This is a genomic window from Erysipelothrix sp. HDW6C (genome assembly GCF_011299615.1).
Classification (GTDB): domain Bacteria; phylum Bacillota_I; class Bacilli_A; order Erysipelotrichales; family Erysipelotrichaceae; genus Erysipelothrix.
Map to the genome: position 1 here is coordinate 89897 of NZ_CP049861.1, position 20479 is coordinate 110375.

Annotated in this window: 23 protein-coding genes and 2 other annotated features; of the genes, 5 read left to right on the plus strand and 18 right to left on the minus strand. The window is 40.6% G+C overall.

The annotated features are described in order from the left end of the window. Positions 1-14 precede the first annotated feature (14 nt). Positions 15-998, plus strand: coding sequence for an FtsJ-like methyltransferase family protein (locus G7062_RS00450; protein ID WP_166063959.1), 984 nt, complete (start codon positions 15-17; stop codon positions 996-998). A gap of 16 nt (positions 999-1014) precedes the next feature. After that, positions 1015-1590, plus strand: coding sequence for a GNAT family N-acetyltransferase (locus G7062_RS00455; RefSeq protein ID WP_205700136.1), 576 nt, complete (start codon positions 1015-1017; stop codon positions 1588-1590). Positions 1591-1602: 12 nt separating this feature from the next. Here G7062_RS00455 and G7062_RS00460 read toward each other — a convergent pair whose 3' ends face one another. Further along, complete coding sequence (locus G7062_RS00460; protein ID WP_166063961.1) at positions 1603-2319, minus strand: hypothetical protein; 717 nt, start codon at positions 2317-2319, stop codon at positions 1603-1605. 148 nt (positions 2320-2467) lie between these two features. After that, positions 2468-2676 (plus strand) — a binding site (T-box leader). 43 nt (positions 2677-2719) lie between these two features. Next, positions 2720-2923: a binding site (T-box leader), on the plus strand. Between the two features lie 53 nt (positions 2924-2976). On the opposite strand from G7062_RS00460, the gene G7062_RS00465 reads away from it, so the two are divergent. From G7062_RS00465 to G7062_RS00475, 3 genes are read left to right on the plus strand one after another with little or no spacing between them, the layout of a single operon-like run. After that, positions 2977-3795, plus strand: a complete 819-nt coding sequence (locus G7062_RS00465; RefSeq protein WP_166063962.1) for a transporter substrate-binding domain-containing protein — start codon at positions 2977-2979, stop codon at positions 3793-3795. 3 nt (positions 3796-3798) lie between these two features. Further along, positions 3799-4467 carry an amino acid ABC transporter permease gene (locus G7062_RS00470; protein WP_166063963.1) on the plus strand — a complete coding sequence of 223 codons (669 nt, stop codon included), beginning with the start codon at positions 3799-3801 and terminating at the stop codon, positions 4465-4467. Beyond that, entirely contained in the window at positions 4460-5194 is a 735-nt protein-coding gene (locus G7062_RS00475) for an amino acid ABC transporter ATP-binding protein (RefSeq protein WP_166063964.1), read from the plus strand. Before G7062_RS00470 ends, G7062_RS00475 begins: the two co-directional genes overlap by 8 nt. Before the next feature lie 36 nt (positions 5195-5230). On the opposite strand, the gene G7062_RS00480 is transcribed toward G7062_RS00475, so the two are convergent. The 17 genes from G7062_RS00480 to G7062_RS00560 form a co-directional block, all read right to left on the minus strand. Next, positions 5231-6427, minus strand: a complete 1197-nt coding sequence (locus G7062_RS00480; RefSeq protein ID WP_205700137.1) for an amidohydrolase — start codon at positions 6425-6427, stop codon at positions 5231-5233. A 1-nt stretch (position 6428) separates the two neighbouring features. Continuing rightward, positions 6429-7607, minus strand: coding sequence for a MalY/PatB family protein (locus G7062_RS00485; RefSeq protein WP_166063965.1), 1179 nt, complete (start codon positions 7605-7607; stop codon positions 6429-6431). Between the two features lie 30 nt (positions 7608-7637). After that, positions 7638-8441: a Cof-type HAD-IIB family hydrolase gene (locus G7062_RS00490; RefSeq protein ID WP_166063966.1), complete on the minus strand. Its 804-nt coding sequence runs from the start codon at positions 8439-8441 to the stop codon at positions 7638-7640. Beyond that, positions 8434-9651, minus strand: coding sequence for a folylpolyglutamate synthase/dihydrofolate synthase family protein (locus G7062_RS00495; RefSeq protein WP_166063967.1), 1218 nt, complete (start codon positions 9649-9651; stop codon positions 8434-8436). The genes G7062_RS00490 and G7062_RS00495 overlap by 8 nt, the downstream gene beginning before the upstream one ends. Beyond that, positions 9644-10306, minus strand: coding sequence for a uracil-DNA glycosylase (locus G7062_RS00500; protein WP_205700138.1), 663 nt, complete (start codon positions 10304-10306; stop codon positions 9644-9646). The genes G7062_RS00495 and G7062_RS00500 overlap by 8 nt, the downstream gene beginning before the upstream one ends. An 18-nt stretch (positions 10307-10324) precedes the next feature. Beyond that, positions 10325-11854 carry an extracellular solute-binding protein gene (locus G7062_RS00505; RefSeq protein ID WP_166063969.1) on the minus strand — a complete coding sequence of 510 codons (1530 nt, stop codon included), beginning with the start codon at positions 11852-11854 and terminating at the stop codon, positions 10325-10327. After that, positions 11841-12857 carry a type 2 isopentenyl-diphosphate Delta-isomerase gene (fni, locus tag G7062_RS00510; RefSeq protein ID WP_240915962.1) on the minus strand — a complete coding sequence of 339 codons (1017 nt, stop codon included), beginning with the start codon at positions 12855-12857 and terminating at the stop codon, positions 11841-11843. Before fni ends, G7062_RS00505 begins: the two co-directional genes overlap by 14 nt. A gap of 4 nt (positions 12858-12861) precedes the next feature. Further along, positions 12862-13878 (minus strand): phosphomevalonate kinase, encoded by a 1017-nt coding sequence (locus G7062_RS00515; RefSeq protein WP_166063970.1) that lies wholly within the window; start codon positions 13876-13878, stop codon positions 12862-12864. Continuing rightward, complete coding sequence (gene mvaD, locus G7062_RS00520; protein ID WP_166063971.1) at positions 13875-14819, minus strand: diphosphomevalonate decarboxylase; 945 nt, start codon at positions 14817-14819, stop codon at positions 13875-13877. Before mvaD ends, G7062_RS00515 begins: the two co-directional genes overlap by 4 nt. Further along, the gene (gene mvk / locus G7062_RS00525) at positions 14812-15759 is read right to left on the minus strand and encodes a mevalonate kinase (RefSeq protein ID WP_166063972.1); all 948 of its coding nucleotides are present in this window, start codon (positions 15757-15759) and stop codon (positions 14812-14814) included. The genes mvaD and mvk overlap by 8 nt, the downstream gene beginning before the upstream one ends. A 111-nt stretch (positions 15760-15870) precedes the next feature. Beyond that, the gene (gene nusG / locus G7062_RS00530) at positions 15871-16407 is read right to left on the minus strand and encodes a transcription termination/antitermination protein NusG (protein ID WP_166063973.1); all 537 of its coding nucleotides are present in this window, start codon (positions 16405-16407) and stop codon (positions 15871-15873) included. A gap of 7 nt (positions 16408-16414) precedes the next feature. Beyond that, a complete protein-coding gene (gene secE, locus G7062_RS00535; RefSeq protein WP_166063974.1) occupies positions 16415-16597 on the minus strand; it encodes a preprotein translocase subunit SecE in 183 nt (60 codons plus the stop codon). A gap of 11 nt (positions 16598-16608) precedes the next feature. Then, on the minus strand, positions 16609-16767 hold the full coding sequence (rpmG, locus tag G7062_RS00540; RefSeq protein WP_166063975.1) for a 50S ribosomal protein L33: 159 nt from the start codon (positions 16765-16767) through the stop codon (positions 16609-16611). Positions 16768-16899: 132 nt separating this feature from the next. Next, a complete protein-coding gene (abc-f, locus tag G7062_RS00545) occupies positions 16900-18462 on the minus strand; it encodes a ribosomal protection-like ABC-F family protein (protein WP_166063976.1) in 1563 nt (520 codons plus the stop codon). Between the two features lie 309 nt (positions 18463-18771). Further along, positions 18772-19374 carry a sigma-70 family RNA polymerase sigma factor gene (locus G7062_RS00550; RefSeq protein ID WP_166063977.1) on the minus strand — a complete coding sequence of 201 codons (603 nt, stop codon included), beginning with the start codon at positions 19372-19374 and terminating at the stop codon, positions 18772-18774. 19 nt (positions 19375-19393) lie between these two features. Further along, positions 19394-20104 carry a 23S rRNA (guanosine(2251)-2'-O)-methyltransferase RlmB gene (gene rlmB, locus G7062_RS00555; RefSeq protein WP_166063978.1) on the minus strand — a complete coding sequence of 237 codons (711 nt, stop codon included), beginning with the start codon at positions 20102-20104 and terminating at the stop codon, positions 19394-19396. Further along, positions 20104-20478 carry a Mini-ribonuclease 3 gene (locus tag G7062_RS00560; protein WP_166063979.1) on the minus strand — a complete coding sequence of 125 codons (375 nt, stop codon included), beginning with the start codon at positions 20476-20478 and terminating at the stop codon, positions 20104-20106. Before G7062_RS00560 ends, rlmB begins: the two co-directional genes overlap by 1 nt. Between the last annotated feature and the right edge of the window lies 1 nt (position 20479).

Sequence of the window (20479 nt, forward strand, 5' to 3'; positions counted from 1 at the left end):
CCTAAGGAGACATTATGCGCTATTTCGTAACATGCAATGACAATTCAAATTATTTACTGGATCAAGAGGTAAAAAAACACGCCGGTTTGGGAACACTCGAATGGGTTAGTGACACAGAGGCCATCCTTGATTCCAAACTCGAACATGAAAAATTAGTCGATGTGATTCGTTCAACACCGATTCTTTTCATTCGTCATCTTTTCAAAATTGATGGGGAAATCGCTCTTGACGAAGCCCCTGCCTTACCCATGAAGCTCAACTTGGAGCCCAACCAAACATTTTCGCTTCAAATTCGTACCCCGCTTGATTTGCGTCAACGTGGAATTGCCATTCGGAATACGATTGTTGATGCTTTGATTGATCAAGGCTTCACCTTAAACGTGAAAGATCCAGAACAAATTGTCTCACTCTATTTCACCGACTCATCAATCCTCTATGGCATTGGAACATCTGCTTTACAACTCAGCAAATGGAGCGCTGGAATGGTTCACTATTCAAAAGCACAAAGCAGTATTTCGCGAGCCGAATTCAAACTGCGTGAAGTCTTTGAGTCATTCAATGTCCCCCACGTAAGCGGGCTTGCTCTAGATTTGGGTGCTGCACCAGGAGGGTGGACTCAAGTTTTAACAGAACAAGGTTTTGATGTCATCGCAGTCGATCCTGCAAAGTTAGATCCTCAACTTAAAAAGAATACAAAAGTGCGCCACTATAAAGGAAGCACCCAGGAATACATGCAAGAATTTCCAAATCAAATGTTTGATGTTATGGTCAACGATATGAAAATGACCGTGAAACAAAGCATTGGAATCTTTAATCATCTTGCACTTAACCTTAATCCTGACGGTTATGCGGTTTTGACACTGAAACTACCGAAAGAATACAACTATGATTTTATCCTTTCAACACTTAGCATGGTGAGACGCAACTTCAACATCATTGAAGGAAGGCAACTGTTTCACAACCGTCATGAATTAACGTTACTTTTAACCAAACGCTAGGAGAATACTCATGTCTATGGAAAAACCACGTCTCGTTGGTGAGCGCGTCGTGCTTCGACCTTTTGAAGAAGCTGATATTGAACCGATGATTGCAATCATTAGCGATCCAACATTGCGATTTCTAACTGGAAGTTCAATAACTACAGAGGAAGCCAATACACCTTACTCCCCTGAGCGCATTGATGGTATGCGCACATGGTATCGCACGATTAACGCTCAAACAGACCGCCTTGACCTCGCAATCACTGTCAACGATACAGTTATCGGCGAGGTTGTTCTTAACGATTGGGATTCGGAACTCAACTCCTGTAACTTTAGAGTACTTATGGCCATGGACCACACAAATCATGGGTATGGTCGTGATGCAATCCAGACGTTTATCACCTACGCCTTAAATACACTCAACCTTCATCGCATCGAACTTGAGGTGTACGATTTCAATCCACGGGCACGCCATGTTTATGAATCCGTCGGGTTTTTATACGAAGGAACAAAACGCAAAGCATTTCGTTTTGATGGGTGTTATTATGACATCCATTTATATGCGATTGTTAACGATCAGAAAGAAAACAGACCCCATTCGTCAGAATAAGGTCTGTTTTCTTTACTTGCTGATCCGGAAAACCGATTCAATCATTTCTGTTTCATCACCTGAGTCATATTTCGCCCACATACTGATGATAAATCGTGTATTCGCATCCCCTTCAAATTCAAAGCGGAAGGGATCCTTAAATACAAAATTTTCATCCACGAGTGAATAAACTGCATGGTGGTCTTGCATATGAAATTTAAAACTTATTTGTTTTGGCATCACACCACGTGACATCTCATCTGCAAAGCGTTGAATATCTGCATGTGTGAGCGTGCGATCTTCGACGTTTGTTCCTGGCGATAGTTTAAGGTTGGTGATTTGTTCGATGCCTCGCCCTTCATCATTATGATATTCTGCTGTTACACTGAGCAATACTTCGTGTCCAGTATGACTCCACATCTCTGGGAATACAATTGATCGAAATACACCATGTACTTGGCCAGGATTGATTGTCAGATCTGAGCCAAAATGAGCAATCGACTCCTTCATATAGGAGTTAAACGCATTTTCACTTTGTTTAAGAATAAACACAACGCGTCCATCCCCTTTTACACACTTCTCCACAGTGGGACGAATCTTTACATCTTTTTCGATTTCTGGTTTTTCGAGAGTTGTCTTAGATTTGGAAGAAGTGTCATTTTCAGTCTTTAAGTCAATTGCTTTTGTGATCAGAGTCGCTGCTGCAAGGCCAAAGCCAAAAGTCGCTGCAGATTTCAATAATTTCTTCATACTTCTACCTCCTAATTTCTATTCCTAGTATAGCCTAGGTTTGGTTTCTTTACGGTCAAATGTTACGTAACATCAAATATATGTATTATAAATTGCAATAATTTACTTTTTTTGTTTGACAAGACGAAGTTTTTAAGTTAACATGACAAGTAAGTCATTGAACAAGAGAGTAGACTTAATAACATTTATAGCGAATCAGGGATTGGTGAAAGCCTGAGAAATGAAGTTACGTTGAACCGCACTTGGGAGACATTGAGTTGAAATCAGTAGATTCAATCGCAAACCTAGCGTTACAGGAGAGAGGTCTTACTTATAAGTAAGGCAATTAGAGTGGCACCGCGTTAACACGTCTCTAGATATTACAAATATCTAGGGACGTTTTTATTTCCCTAGATTATCCAAATAATCGATGATCAAGAGAGTAGTCATAGGAACATTTACAGCGAATCAGGGACGGTGGAAGCCTGGTAATTGAACTATGATGAACCGCACTTGGGAGATATTGAATTGAAATGAGTAGATTCAATCGCCAACTAGCGTTATAGAAGAGTGGTCTTACATATGTAAGGCAAATAGAGTGGTACCGCGTTAACACGTCTCTAGATAGTTATTATCTAGGGACGTTTTTATTTCCCATCATATCAAAGGAGAAAGCATATGAAAAAGTTACTTATTGTTGCACTGGCAACACTATTTGTATTAACAGGTTGTGGAAGTAAGGGATCATCCGATGACCTCTTAACTTCGATTAAAGAGAAAGGTCAAATTACGGTTGCCCTTTCACCCGACTATGCTCCGTATGAATTTGTCGATCCATCAAAAACTGGTGATGCCCAATATGTTGGAGCAGACGTTGAACTTGCAAAATACATCGGTGAGAAATTAGGCGTTGATGTTGTCATTAAACCCCTTAGCTTCGATGATATTGCCTCTGCAGTTTCACTCAAGAAATATGATATCGGACTATCAGGTTTTACATGGACTGAAGAGCGTGCAAAAGTTATCGACTTCAGCAAGCCTTATGACAACTCAGAATCACTTTGCCAAGGTTTCCTTGTAAAAGCAGACAATGATTTTGCTTCAATCGATGAAATCAATGATTCAAGCATTACTGTTGCCGCACAAAATGCTTCAGTTCAACAAATGTATGCTGAAAAACAAGTACCAAACGCTACAATCCGCCCAATCAAACAAGTCAATAACGGTGTTCTTGACCTCTCTGCCGGAAAAGTTCAAGCCGTCGCAATCTCATGTGCAACAGCCGAACCATATATTCAAAAAGATCCTTCATTAAAACTCAGTGACGTTAAATTTGCTGCAAGTGATGAAGACGGAACCATGATTATTGTTTCACAGGGACAAGAAGACTTACTCAATGAAATCAACACAATTATCGAAGAAGTGAAAGCAAATGGTCTTTACGTTCAATGGTTGAACGAAGCCAAGGACTTAGCACTCAGTTTAGGAGTTGAATAATCAATGATTGATAATATCTTCAATTTACTTTCCAATCCAACATACCTCAAGGTTTTCCTTGATGGTGCTTGGGGAACACTCTGGATTTCGGCAGTTGTCGTTCTCTTTGGGACAGCCCTTGGCGGTATTGTTGCTTTAGGAAAAATGTCCAAAATTAAAGTCATCAATATGATTGCTTCAGGTTATGTTGAGATTCTACGTGGAACACCGATTCTACTTCAACTTTATTTCTTTAATTATGGAGGCGGTCAGTTAATTGGCCACTCCGTTCCCGAAATCTACTGGATTATTATCGCACTTGTGGTAAACTCCAGTGCTTATGTTGCAGAGGTAATCCGTTCTGGAATCCAAGCTGTTGATCGTGGACAATTTGAAGCCGCAAAAAGTTTGGGTCTTTCAAACAAACATATGATGACTAAGGTCATTCTACCGCAAGCAATTAAGAATATTTTACCTGCACTTGGTAATGAGTTTATCACGATGATCAAAGAAACTTCTCTTGCATCAATCTTCTTCATTACCAGCTTAATGACTGCGGAAAGTATCGTTACAGCAGCAACAACACTTAAGATTGAATCTCTTATTATTGTTGGTGTTATCTACTTTGTACTTACTTTCAGCCTCTCAAAAGCTGTTCAGTACTTCGAAAGGAGATTAGATCACAATGCCTAATCCATTAATCCAAATTAGCAATTTATGCAAGAACTTCGGCGATTTAAAGGTTCTTAAAGACATTAGTGAAACTATCAATGAAGGAGAAGTCGTCTCAATCATTGGACCCTCAGGTTCAGGAAAATCGACACTACTACGTTGTCTCAATCTCTTAGAAACGCCAACATCTGGATCAGTGCTTTTTAATGGCAATGATTTAACAGATGCAAAAACCAATATCGATGCACTTCGTCAACAAATTGGGATGGTGTTTCAAAACTTCAACGTATTTCCAAATATGACTGTATTGGAAAATATCACCCTTACACCCATTCTTGAAAAAGGAATGAGCAAAAACGATGCTGATGCACTTGGAATGGAATTACTCACAAAAGTTGGCCTTGCAGACAAAGCAAACGAACATCCAACCAAGTTGTCTGGCGGACAAAAACAACGTCTCGCAATTGTACGAGCACTTGCGATGTCACCGCAAGTCATGCTCTTTGATGAACCAACCAGTGCACTTGACCCAGAAATGGTTAAAGATGTCTTGGATGTTATTAAATCGCTTGCCGATGATGGGATGACGATTGTTATTGTGACACATGAAATGAACTTCGCAAAACAAATTAGCGATCGTGTCCTGTTTATGGATGACGGTATTATTGAGGAACAAGGATCACCACAAGCGGTCTTCGATAATCCCCAAAGTAAACGTACACAAGAATTCTTAAGTAAAGTACTGTAATAGCAAAGAGCAAATCCCTGAGGATTTGCTCTTTTTTTAATCTTGAAGTTCAAAAACGAATTGCAACATTGTTCCCAATCCAAATTCAAGCGAAGCTTCATCAATATCAAAGTGATTGTTGTGATGAACGGCACCTGAACCAACGTCTTCATTGCCACAGCCGATAAATGCAAAGACTATCGGGGCAATTTCATCATAGAAACCAAATGACTCGGATGCATACCATGGTTCACCTTCAACCACGCTGCCCTCATACATCTTTTCAGCCCCACTACGGACGATTTTAGCCAAAGCCACATCATTAATGACTGGTTTGCATTTAACGCCTGTTGTCTCTCTAAAGACCACATTGCACCGATGTGCCTCAGCAGTTTTTTGTGCAACATGCTTTAAAACCTCTAAGGCGTGAATTCCTTCCGCATTATCAAAGTAGCGCAGGCTTCCACCCACAAAGGCACTATCTGCGAAAACATTGTTCGCTGCACCTGCATGAACTTGCGTCAGTCCCAAGGTAACCGTTTTGCTTATATCAATTTGATTTGCCCACGCAGTACCCAGTCCGGTTAGAATGTTCCCAACTGCGAAAAGAGGGTTTATGGATAGATCCGGACGCGACCCATGTCCACCACGTCCCACAACATCAAATTCCACATCAATAAAACCCGCCATACGTGGACCTTCATCAACATTGATTGTTCCTGTTGGCATAAATGCCGTAAGATGCATTCCATAAATTGCATCAATCTGTAAAGAAGAAAGTGCAGCAATCATTGGGTGTATCCCCGACCCAATTTCCTCACCCTCTTCAAATACAAATACAATTTTTCCTGTCAAGGTCTCACGGACACTTACAAGGATTTTCATAGCGGCTAAAAGAATTGCCATATGACCATCGTGACCACACGCATGCATTACGCCATCATTTCTGGAAACACAAACACGTTTTTGATTAAGGTTCTCAGGATCTTCTGTGATGGGTAATGCATCAATATCCGTACGCAAAGCAACTGTTTTCCCCTCGCGACCCGTATCCAAAACAGCATAGAAACCAGTACTGTTTGGAACATCTGTAACGGGCAACCCACTGTTACGAACACTCGTCTTCAAATATGCCGACGTCTCATATTCCTTACCCGATAACTCGGGATGTTGATGGAGGTAGCGACGTGTTTCTATCATCTCCTCGCGCATCAACTTTACATGCATCGCAATTTCTTTAATCGGATTAACCATGTTATCTTTCCTTCACGCCTGCATACAGACGTTCCAGTGCCTCTTGTAGTTTATCAGTTGGACACGCGATATTAATACGTTGAAATTGCTCCCCTTGTGATCCAAACATGTTGCCCGCATCGAGGAACAACTGGCAATTCTCAACCATAAATCGATTCAGCTCAGAATCACTCATACCAAGACCCTCACAGTTAAACCATTGTAGGTAGGTACCTTCCAATGGATATACGATAATTTCAGGGATATTTGTTTCAATGAATGATTTAAACAAACGACGATTTGTATCAATCAGACCAACAAATTCATCAAGCCAACCTTCACACTCGTTATACGCAATTTCGCATGCTTTGGGCCCCAACGCATTCAAGGCATGAAATCCTTGAAGTGATACATAATCGCGATATTGTTTACGAATTACTGGATTCGCAATCACCAAATTTGATGTCTGTAATCCCGCCAGATTAAACGTCTTACTTGGGGCCGTTGCAACAATCGTGTTCTGCGCAGCAGATTCGTTCAATGTTGAGAAAACAACATGTTGATGCCCCGGCATAATTAGATCGAAATGAATTTCATCCGAAACCACAAGTACATTATTTCGCACGCAAATTTCATGAACTGCAAGGAGTTCTTCGCGCAACCATACTCTTCCCACAGGATTGTGTGGTGAACAAAGAATTAGCATTTTAACTGACGGATCTTGTGTTTTCAAGTCCAAATCGTTGTAGTCAATACGATAGATTCCCTCTTCAACAATCAAGTTTGTTTCCACAGCACGTCGTTTTTGATTCTCAATACTCATTTTAAATGGATAATAAACAGGTTGCATAATCACAACGCCATCGTTTTCTTCCGTAAACGCACCGACAGCGTTGAAGAGCGCTGTAACTACACCTGGAGACTCTACAATCCACTCTTGTTTTACATCCCAGTTGTGGCGGCGTTTGAACCAACCTATCACCGCTTCATAGTAAGATGGTGTGAGCAAAGTATACCCCAAAACCATTGTCTCCAAATATGACTGGAGGCCTTTGACAATTTCTGGAGCCATTACAAAATCAGTATCCGCAACAGAAAGAGGCATTACGGATGGATCTATATCTTTCTTCGCACTCATCATGCCGCGCCATTTTGCAGACCCTTGTTCTGTTCGATTTATTACTGTTTTAAAATCATACATATGCGATCTCCTTGTATTTTAAATTATTGCTTACTCCATATTACTCGCAAGAATGTGTGCTATTGTATCCAGAACACCATTCTCGCGATTACTGGCAATGATTTCATCAGCGACCGCCTTCGTACGATCCTGGGCGTTTGCCATTGCATAGCCACGACCCACATACACTAACATTTCGACATCGTTACCACCATCACCAAAAGCAACCATTTCTTCGGGTTTAATGTCCCATAACGCTCCTAAGATTGCCAATCCATTTGCCTTGTGTACTCCTGGTAGAATGAGATCAACTGCACGGTTACCACTTGAAACTGGAATTATTTTCCCTTGCAGTTCGGTCGTTAATTGTTTTACGACAGCCTCAACTTGATCTTGAGGAAAAAGCAGGGCAAACTTAAGCAAATCATCTTCAATTGCATCATAATCCTCAATCCATGCAAGTTTATGATAATAATTTAGTGCACTCTCATAGTAGTCTTGGGTTTGACTCGTATGAATGTATGCTGACTTTTTACCACAAACTAAAATGTCACCATCTGGATAATCTCTCAAAACTGCATGGACATGTTCTGAAACATCACGACTTATTTTCGCATGCCAAACATCATTCAATTCACTCACAACATTGGCACCATTCTCAGAGACAAATGCAATTTCATGGTGAATATCTGGGAAAAATGAGCGTAATTGATAGTACTGATTGCCACTCGCAACAACAAACTTTATTCCCTGTTGTTTCATTTGTTCATATAATTCCGCAAACTGAGTGCGATTGTAATCCATATCGCCATTCAGAAACGTCCCATCCATATCAACAGCAATTAGTTTAATCATTTTTCTCTCCTTTTAACAGTGCACGGACTTCAGAAATAAAATAAAGTGATCCGGTAATTATTAAGGTTCCATCGGTTTGGTGTTCTTGACCATAGCGAATCGCGTCCTGGTAATTTGGAATTGTTATTACATCATGATTGAATGCCAATTCTTCTGCACTTGCAGCGCGGTAAAACGAGAACTCAGTAACAATAACAGTGTCAAACGCACCAACCAAATCTTCAATCATTTCCGAATGGTCTTTATCTTTGAGTGCAGTAAACACAACGATCCATGGCTTAGGTAGAATCTGCATGCTTTCGACAAGCTGGCGAATCCCCATTTCATTATGGGCACCATCGAGATACACGCGCGGTAGCACTTCTTCGAATCGACCCGGCCAATTGGCATGAAGGACGCCTTCTTGGATAATTGAGTCTTCAAGAGTTGGTAAAATTTCACGTACAATCGAAACGGCAAGCGCAGCATTCCCCACTTGATATGCACCTTGATTTTCAATTCGTATGTCCATTCCCTCGTGGTGGAAAATATAGGCTTGTCCTTCTGTATGATAATACGGAACACATATTTGCTTCAGACGCGAATGGGTCTCATAGACTTTATCAATCACAACATCCATCGCTTCACGACCCGATATTGTGGTAATGAGGGGTACGTTGGGTTTGATGATTCCTGCCTTCTCACATGCAATTTCAGTTATCGTATTTCCCAAAATACCTTGATGATCAAATCCTACATTGGTAATCGCACTTACAAGTGGCGTTACAACATTGGTTGCATCAAGACGCCCTCCCAAACCAACCTCATAGACGACATAATCAACCCTGTTATCTTTAAAATATAATATTGAAATTAGCATATCAATCTCAAACATGCTCAAGGTATATGCATCCCAAAGCGGGAGTGTTTTATTGATATAGTTTAAGAATGTCTCATCATCGATTTCGCGATTGTTGATGCGAATTCGATCATTATGCTTTACCAAATGAGGCGATGTAAAACTCCCAACACTGTAGCCTGCGGTCTGCAAAATAGTGCGAACATAGTTTGTGGTCGACCCTTTGCCATTGGTACCGCCAATATGAATGATACGAAGTGCATCTTGAGGATTCCCTAACGATTCAAGCGCTTGCTTAAACAATGCGATCCCATATGTTTGATTGCGTCGTGACATCACAACATCCAAAGCTTCATCAATTGTCTTAAACATCCGTACTCCAATCAATGGGGTCCTTCCCCATTTCACGCAACAACGTGTTAATTTTCGAAAATGGCTTTGAGCCCATAAATCCACGATATGCACCCAAAGGTGATGGATGACTTGATTCAATAAAGTAATGATGGGGTTGAACCAAATGTTTCTTATCTTGTGCTTTTTTTCCCCACAATACAAATATGATTGGATCTTTACGCTCACCAAGCTTCGATATCACGCTATCCGTAAACATTTCCCATCCTTGCTTTTGGTGTGACATTGGCTCACTTTCCCTAACAGTCAAAAGTGTATTCAAAAGAAAAACACCTTGATCTGCCCATGATGTTAAATCACCTTGTGTATTTTGAATACCCAAATCATCATTGAGTTCTTTAAATATATTCACAAGACTTTTGGGAAGTTTAAAGTCCTTCGGCACTGAAAAACTCATTCCCATCGCTTGACCTGGTTGATGATACGGATCTTGTCCCAAAATCACAACCTTAACATCATCAAACGCAACTTGTTCAAACACCGTGAACACCTGTGCTTCTGGAGGATACACTGATTCAGACGCACGTTGTGTTTTCACAAATGTGGCCAGTGCCTGATAATAAGGTTTTTCTTGTTCATTGCTTATGTGTGTTTTCCAATCCATATTGTCCTCCATTATAGAAAAAGAAGAGTTTTACTCTTCTTTAATTATATCATTTTTGTCAACCCACACTTGGGCAAGTTTCGCAATCTTTTCTTGTGCTTCATCCACAGTAATCTTACCATTGAAGAGCTCACGCATCGTTGGCATGAAATCTACCTCTGTATAAATACTACGCGCGAGTACATCAGGATTGTTATTCAATGCCATCACAGGGAGTGCATCACTAAAGTTATACGCTAATACACGCTGCATTACTGTTGGATTCTCAATTGTTAATTCATCCAAATATGTCCGATGATATACAGGAATTTTTTGTGTAGAATTATGATAAACACTCACTGCTTCCCCACTACGCAAAATTCGTAATACCTCCGCCGAAGCAGAAGGATACGCAACTTCTTTACGTACTGCATAACCCTCAACATCTGCTTGTGGTGAGAGGCGGTGCGTTCCATAAGATGGAAATGGAGCGTAAACATAAGTATCACCCGTTTGCGCGGCATATTTTGATGTCAAATCGAAATCATTTACTATTGTGAAAAGAGACTGACGTGAGAAGAATGCTTGTTCATACTGCCACTTCAGTGACTCTGCACTGTTACGGAACACCTTTGGAACCTCAGGTTCTTTTGGCGTTTCTGCTTCAGTAATTTCAGTCTCCGTTGTCTCAACAACTTCCCCATCAGTCGTTTCCGTATCTGCGACTTCTGTTGTTTCTTTATCTGTGATTTCTGTTGTTTCTTTTTCAGCTTCTGGCGGCTTTACTTCTTCCGCAACGGTCTTATCCAAAACAACAGGACCCAAAGATTCAATCAGTGAGAGTCCCTCGCGAAACTCGCGTGTATCAAATCCTGGCTTTGAGCCATTTTTGGTAAAGTTAAGCGTCCAACGCCCACCTGTAAAGAATGGATAAAAGCTGGATTGATCGGTGAACGTTAGTGGAAACACGACGTTGATTTTCTCAGTAATCTTTGGTGCTTTTTCGATGATATCATCCCATGTCTCAAAGACGTCTGGAAGTCCCGAATTATCAGCATCCGTAAGATCAAACCCCAATTCTTTCATCAGTGTTTCGTTGTAGGCAAAAACGGGCCCAGTTACACTGTTTTGTACAAAGTAGTATCCTTTAACATTCATCGTATCTTGAAGTTGTGATGGTGTCTTAGACCCAACGACTGAATCCATTTTGCCACCTAAGTCATAGAAACGATCAAAGTAAAACGCAGCATTGTTTTGACTTGCTACAATGATATCTGTCTCAAATGGTAACGCCATTTCGTCTAGTGTGAGCGGTGCTTCAACTTTATAAGTCACTGCACCATTGAAGTCAGGATGAAGTTCATTCCACTTCGCAACGAGAAACTCGCCGACTTCCTTACTCTCAACTTGAACAAGCAATGCCGCATCTTTCTCGACACCAAATGTTTGTGTCTCTTTGTCAAAGCATACACTGGCACCATCCAAAGTACAACGATTTGAAAGAATGAAATACGATGTTGTTACAAGTGCAATGAGAAGGACAAAAACGAGGCCAATAATCGCAGGTTTATTTTGTTTCACGATACATCACCAACCCTTCTCGAAGTTGTATATCCGCATTTCTTAGTTCATTGATATTTTGAGCACCAATTAGTACCATACATTTTCTTAAGTCTTCTAAAAAGAGCGCAACTTCCTCGAACATTTCCTTTTCATCAAGATGGGAAACTTTGAGGAAGTACCCTGACACACCAACACCTTGTGCCCCCAGTGCAACCAATTTCAGAACATCTAACGGTGTGGTAACACCTCCCGAAGCAAGCATGCAAACTTTATGATGCAACGGACGTGTCATCAACAACGACTCAACGGGGGTTATTCCCCAATCTGATAGATAGTCATACCGTTTCTTTTCAGAACGCGCATTTTCAATCTCGATGAAGTTTGTACCGCCACGACCGCTGACATCGACATAATGTACGCCACAATCATAGAGTTGTTGGACTGTTTTAAGGCTCATGCCAAATCCGACTTCCTTAACCAAAACGGGAACATCAACCGCCTCAACAATGGCACGAATGTGGTCCAACCAATGTGAGAAATCACGATCTCCCTCATCCATTGTTATTTCCTGAGCGACATTGATATGGATTCCCAACGCATTGGCATCGATCATCGCAATTGCGCGCTGCGCTTCTTCAACGGTTGCATTTGCATTAACGTTACCAATTAAAAATCCATTAGGATTCACATCACGCACAACGGAAAAACTCGCAACTTGTGATGCATCATCCAATGCAACATGTTGCGAACCTACTGACATTGCCAAACCAAAGCGCGCAGCAATTAGCGCAAGGCGACGGTTTATCTCTTTTGTTTTTTCGCTACCACCTGTCATCGCATTGATATAGACAGGATACGCAAAGCGATGATTCAAATATGAACTCTTTAAATCAACATCGCTCATATTTATGTTAGGCAAACTGTTGTGTACAAAACGTACGTTTTGAAAGTCATTATGAAAGCCATTTTGTTCTAATGCGTGAACTACATGATCATCTTTTCGTTGCGATCTAATGTTCATATTATTACCAACCCTTTACATCTAGGTATAGAATATCATGTTTGTTCCAAGCTTTGTTCAATTTAACAAGATTTTCAACATTTTCATCAGTGATAAGTGCGTATCCGCAATCGCCACCACCCGATCCAGAGACTTTCGCAACATATCCGAGTTCATGCGCCGCTTCGATTAAGTGAGTGAGCGTTTGTGTCTCTACATTAATCTTCGCCCAACTGGCAATCCGTTGCATTAATTCACGGTAAGACTGTACCGTTGTCTCAATTAAAATTGTATTTTTATCCTGCCAACCTGTAACAAAGTCTTCAACAAGTTTTCGTGCCTCTTTGAGAATTTCTTGATGTGTTCCAGTATCCTCAATGCAAGCATGACGGTATTTATTAACGTAGTGACTGGTGCGGTTCTCAGTTTGTGTCCATCCAACCGCAATCTTATAGTTATCCTTTGTTAATGGGATCACATTGAGTAATGGCCACGTTCGATCCACAAGGGATAAATCACCATTGTGATCTTGCAACCATTCATTGTCATATCGCGTGTATTGAATCACACCCCCGTATAAAGCAGTCGCTAAATCACCACCGGAGCTGAGCTCATTTAAGCGATATTGCGCAATCACACCCAACTTGAAAATTTGTTCGTTGGTAAGCGTCTTTCCGTAAAATTTCGCAACGGTCGCAATGACTGCTGCAACGACCACTCCTGATGATCCAAAACCGTACTTCTTGTTCTCATCGCTATCCAATTCACTCTTTATCGTTAAGTGATAGCAACCTTGCGGCTCTCCCAAATATTCATGTACGACTTCGAGCGCTTTGCTGACATACTTCATGGACAATGTATCAGAAAACATCGTCTCTTGATCCAAGGCTCCAAACTTGCTCTCTATCAACATTGTGTTTGACGCTTCAATCTCGGTATATAAAAAACGATCAACGGCGTAGATAACTGCACTTTGACCCTTTTCTATTACGGCATATTCGCCAATCAGATATAATTTCCCTGGAAATTTTAATGTCATCATAATTCGTACACTCCTGGCCCTGCCTTACAGACCACAACCGAGATATCCTTGGGTAATGCCGCGATGACAGCATCAACGTTTTCTTGCGTTGTCATTATTTTTACATTGGGTCCTGCATCCATCGTAAAATAAGCAGGTACATCCTTTTGCAAGGTTCGTAAAATATTCATAATCTCAATCGTCCGCGGTTCAAAGTACCACATATTTATTGCCATTAAGGAAGCATGCATACGCAGGGCATTTGTTTGCGCAATCATTCCGACAGAACGAATATCATGCGCTTTAAGCGCTGTTTCAAGTTCCTGCAAATCAAGCGTTGTTTGATGCACCCACGCCTTATAGTAAGGTGATTCCAAAACTGTTTTGTCCATTGCTTCACTGCTGGGATAGGGTTTAATTTGGTCGTTAAGAATGCAGACAATCATACGAAATTGTGACCATGGTTCCATTTCGATTGGAACTGCATAGCTATCTGTATCATCGCTTCCGCGTTGCCATTTCGCGAAATCAGGATAAATTGAACGTGATGCACTGCCGGACCCCAGGCGAGCAAGACGGGATACTTCAGTATCACTTAAGTTAAGATGGAGGGTCGCTGCTTTCGCAAGCGCCGCAAATGCCGATGCACTTGAAGCCAATCCCGCTTCACGAGGCACATGGTTGACCGATTCAATACGCGCATAGTCTTGAATACCGTACCGTTCCCTAACTTGGTCCATAAACCAAAAAACGCGCTTGCTAACCTTATCATCAACTTCTTTTCCATCGAGTATAAAGACATCGTTAGACAAAGTGGGATCATAGGTGACAGACGTATCTGTGTAAAACTTATCCAGTGTTAAAGACAGACTGGAGTTATGGGGGATTTTAAGCGCTTTATTTTCTTTTCCCCAGTATTTTATCAACGCAATATTTGTATGCGCTCTTACGGTTCTAGTCATGGTGAATCATTTCCTTTAAACTATACAGCCAGGTTTGAATGGCACCTTCCGCCTCAAGAGCAGCTGCAACGACGGATGCCGTTTCATAATCACGTGTTAAAGCAATCATACATCCTCCCTTACCACTACCCGTCAATTTAGCGCCCAACGCTCCATGAGTTCGAGCAGTTGAGACCAAGCGATCTAAGGCATCATTTGAAATATTAAATTGTTGTAGGATTTGATGGACTTCATTCATTGCCAAGCCAACGGTTATAATTTCCCCTGACTCGAGCGTTTCGCGTGTTTGCTCTGTCAACTCATGAATACGATTGAGCAACGGTTCCATCACTTCAGGATTTTCTTCCAAGCGTTGGCTTACTTCAGTAACCGCCAAGCGTGTTTGACCCAACTCACCTGTATCAGCAACTACAATATAACCATCCAAGTTCAGTGAAATATCGTCTTTTCCTTTTTCACGGTCAAAGTAAACAGGCTTACCTTTTGATATTGTCGTTGCATCCAGACCGCTGGGGTTCAGATGATGAATTTCCTCAGCAACACTCACAAGCTTGCCCAATACATCATCTGACAACGGCATGTGGAAAGCATCAAATAAAGCACGAACGATTGAAACAGAAACAGCTGCACTTGACCCCAATCCGCGTTGCGCAGGTAGCTGCGATTGAATAACAACACGAACATTCTTATTCGGTTTCTTAAGATATTTTAAGGTTGTAATAATCAATGACTTTACACCACTAATCACCTCTGGTGCATTGGCCAAGTCGCCTTTATAGTAACTGCACTCAATTTGTGTTGCACCGCGATGAAATACAACCGTTGTTTCTATTTTTGCTGCATGAAAAGGAAGAGCAATTGCAGGTTTGCCATAAACAACCGCATGTTCTCCCATTAGTATTATTTTTCCAGTCGCGTATCCAATTCCACTTCGCCTCATAGTCCACCATCCATTACCTATCTATTATACAACATTTTTTATAAAAACTACGCAATCACACGACTTCTTGAAATGTGTGAGACCATAAAAAAACGGGCAAGGCCCGTCTTACTAAATACGTTCTAAATCTGTGTACGAAATCTCAGTTGGTGTTTCACGACCAAAGAGAATTGTGAGAACCATTGCTGACTGCGCATCGTTATTCATGCTATCAACAGTTCCTTCGATACCAGCAAACGGACCTGATAGAATTTTAACTGTATCGCCAACTTCAAAGTTAACAATAAGTTTTTGATCACTCATACCCATTCGACGTAAGATTGACTCGATTTCTTCTGGCGAAACAGGGAATGGTTTTGCACCACCACCTGATGAACCGATAAATCCAGTAACTCCTGGTGTATTTCGAACAATATACCATGCTTCGTCGGTCATAATCATTTCAACAAACAAGTAACCTGGGAACAGGTTTCTCATTTTCTCAACTTTTTTACCGTTTTTATATTCAATTTCTTTTTCTTCGGCAACAAGGATTCTAAATAGCGCATCCTCAATTCCCATGGATTCAACACGTCGCTCTAAGTTTTCTTTAACACGATTTTCGTGTCCAGCATACGTATTGACCACATACCATTGTTTATCTTCCATATTAATCTTATCCACCAATTCCTAATAAACGTAATGCCCAAACAAGGACCACTTCAGTTAAAAGGAAATATGCAACAAAGAACAATACAAATGTGATTACAATTGTTGTATTTCTCACCATGTCTTTGCGACTTGGCCATTGAATTTTACGAATCTCTTCTTTGATTCCAGCAATACTAAACCAGCTCATAATTATTCCTCCTATTTTGAATCGCGGTGCAATGTATGTTTACCGCATCGTTTACAAAACTTTTTAATTTCAAGACGCTCGTTTGCACTTGAATGATTTCGACTCGTGGAGTAATTACGAGAGAGACATTCGGTACATATCAAAATTACTTTTTCTCGTTTATTCGACATAATAAAAAACCCCACTTTCGTGCTCTATTACTTTACCATAATCAATTACGAGTGTCAATTTTGAAGGCCGTTACTTATCGGCACTTAAACAGCATCTTTTTACCTTCCTTACCTTGACACAGAAATCAAGAATCACTGGGAATCTGTTGCTTTCACGTTAAGTTGATATTGTCTTGCATTTATACTCTCGAGAAAGTATCGATCATGGCTAACCACAACTAGTGTACCTTGATACTCTGATACAAGTTGTTCAATTATTTCACAACTTGTAATGTCTAAATGATTGGTTGGTTCATCAAGTATCAGTAAGTTTACATCACTCAACAGGATTTCGAGCAGTTTTAGCCGAACCCGTTCTCCGCCACTAAGATAGTGTAGCGGTTTATAGGTATCTTCTTGATAAAAACCAAACTTCACAAGGTAGCGACGAGCCGTCTCTTCAGAAAGTACACATGTGTGCATTACATATTGAAGTATACGCTCTTTCTGATTTGGAAACATAATTTGCTGGGGCAGGTACCCCACCTTCACTGAAGGTCCTATAACAACCGTTCCGGCAAGCGGCGGAAGTTCTCCTAGTAACGTCTTTATTAACGTTGATTTTCCACTTCCGTTTTTGCCTACGATAGCAAATCGGTCCTGCCATTTCACACGAAAGGAGTTTTCGGATGATATCGGTTTATCATAACCTACCGATAAATCATTGGCAATGATGACTTCTTCGCCACTTCGAATGCTTGCATCCAGTGTAATATCCAGACGATTTCTTAATTCCACAGGTTTTGGAACTCGTTGAATTTTCTCAAGACGACGCTCCAGCATTTTTGCCTTTTTGTAAAAGTCTTCGTTGTCTGACTCATTTCCCCATTGGCGATAACGCCGAATAGCAAGCTGTAATTTTTGAATCTGTTTTTGTTGCTCTTTATAATCATCAACCAACCGCACGAATCGTTCTTGCTTTTCCTTACGATAATAATCGTAATCTCCCATATAAGAAATTAGCTTACCATCTTCAATTTCATGGATTGATGTAACGACATTGGCGATGAATTTGCGATCATGCGATACAAGAACAATCGTCTTTGCACTTGCCTGACAAAACTGTTCAAGCCAAGCGATACCTTCAAAATCCAAATGATTCGTTGGCTCATCCAAGCACAGGACTTCCGCATCGGCTAACAAGCATTTCGCCAACTCAATCCGCGTTTTTTCACCGCCACTTAAAGAGATATAGGGCTTATCAAGGTGTTGAAAAATACCCAAACCTTTGCAAATACGGTCCACATTGTTTTCAAACTCATAGCCTCCTTGTGATTCAAATTGAGATTGTACTTTTCCATACTGAATTAGTAATTTTTCTACGTCCGCTTCAGTGCTCATTGCATCCGACAATTGCACTAATTTCTCAGATAGTTGGTGCAGTTCTTTGAATTGACTTGATAGATACGCTCGCACACCCCCTGTGTAAGTTGGGAATATCTGTTGCATATATTGTACACGCATTTCTTTTGGAACGATGACATCACCACTTTCAATTGTTTCCAGTCCTGCGATAATTTTTAACAAGGTTGATTTTCCGACACCATTTTCGCCTACAATTGCGATTTTACTCCCTTTGAGGATTTCAAAGTTCAAGGCATCAATCACGATATCACCAGCATATTTTTTGGTTATTTGATTTATTCTTATTTTCATAGTTTCTTCCTCTTTCATTAATAAAAGTGAAGGAAGGGTATAAAAAAACCTCGCGTAAAAGCAAGGTCAGAAAGTTCAGACTCTGTTTTTACCATTCCTTCAATTTGGACGGACTTGTCCCGCGTTTATTGAAAGAGTTGTAAAAGTGATTGTACGACAAAAAGCATCAAACGTCTTGATTGTGTTGTGTTCGCATGTTTTTTTATCAATACAATATCCCATAGTCTGGCACCTCCTTTTGATAATCTCATGATACCATGATTTCTAAGATGGGTAAACAAAAAGACTAAACCTTCGATTTAGTCTTGCTTATTCATATGAATTACGAACCATTAAATGGCGAATTTTCTGCAATGTATTATCGATGAATTTTGTGCTTTTACGCGTTAATATTGCAATTTCATGATATGTAAATCCATCTTCCTTAAGCGTATAAATGTACCGTTCTGTATCTGATATCGTCGCAAGCGTTTGTGATTGTATCACTTGACCCTCAAAGTACTGCATCATGAAATACGGATCATTACGAATATTTTTATCTTCAATTACATCACTCAAAAATAAAGCACCATCCTCTGATATCACCATATCAAGGGATAGCCTATTATCAAGTTGGGTGTACGACCTACTACGACACTTACGCAGTGCGGTGCGTATACTAGATTCGACACAGATATTAATAAAATATGCAAAGCCAACATTCATATCTTCTCTGTATGCATAAATTGCCTCAACAAATCCCACTGCAGCCTCTTGAAACATATCTTCAACCGTTACTCCTTGGGGGTGTTGTTGTGCCATAAAGTCATGCGCACGTCGCCATAGAAGGTTTTTGAATTTATCAAAAACAATTTCCATCGCATCATTATTATGCTGTCGTATCATATAAAGGTATTCATAATCACCAATCATTGCGACCTCGCTTTATTTGTTAACCGCGACGTCTTACGATTTCAAAGAGCAACACTGCTGTCGCAACCGATACATTGAGTGAATTAACCGTTCCGTGCATCGGGATCGTCGTAAGTATATCGCATTCTTTCATCACAAGACGGGAAATGCCTTTCCCTTCTGAACCAACAACTAATACTATCGGCATATCAACATTGAATTCAGTATAACTCACCGCATCAACTGCGTTCTCAGCTGCGACAACCCAATATCCTGCCGCTTTCAATTCTTGTATTGCCTGCGTTAAATTTGTTACTTGTGCAACTTTGATTGTATTGATTGCACCAGTAGAAACTTTGGCAACTGTTGATGTCAAACCAACACTACGATGTTTTCCAACGATGACACCATCAACACCAACTGCATCACACGTCCGTAGGATAGCACCGAGATTGTGTGGATCTTCAAGTTGATCGCAAACTACAATCAATTTGTTCTTTGCCTGTTTTATGATATCTTCCAACTCAGTATAACGATAATCGCTAACTTCAATCACGACACCTTGATGTGTTCCTTGAACCATTTTATCCAAGCGGTGTTTGTCGACAAACTGTGGTTTTACACCCAACTCTTTCGCAAGTGCCACCAATTCTGTAAAACTTCCTTTGTTAAACAGATAGAGATTCGACGGTTTCTGCCCACTCTTCAAATACGCAGTTACTGTGTTTCTCCCAAAAATAAACTCTGACATTATAATTCCACCGTTTCTATAAATTCTTGCCACAAGCTTTCCAGTCGTGACGTTTCCTTAGCATAATAGAGGTATCCCCACAATGCCTCAAATCCTGTAGCAATGCGATATGTTGTCACATCCGCATTCTTTGCAATCGAGGTACTTTTCGCATTTCTTCCTCGTTTATACATCACCATTTCTTCTTCCGTTAAACGATCTTCATTGAGTAATTTCATCATAAAATTTGCTTGCGCCTTCGCACTTACAAATTGCGTCGACTTTTCTTGAAGTGTCTTAGTTTTGGTAATTCCAAGTGAAACCAAGTAGGAGCGTACTTGTAGTGATAGTACCGCATCACCTACAAATGCAAGGACATTTCCCGAATGATTCATC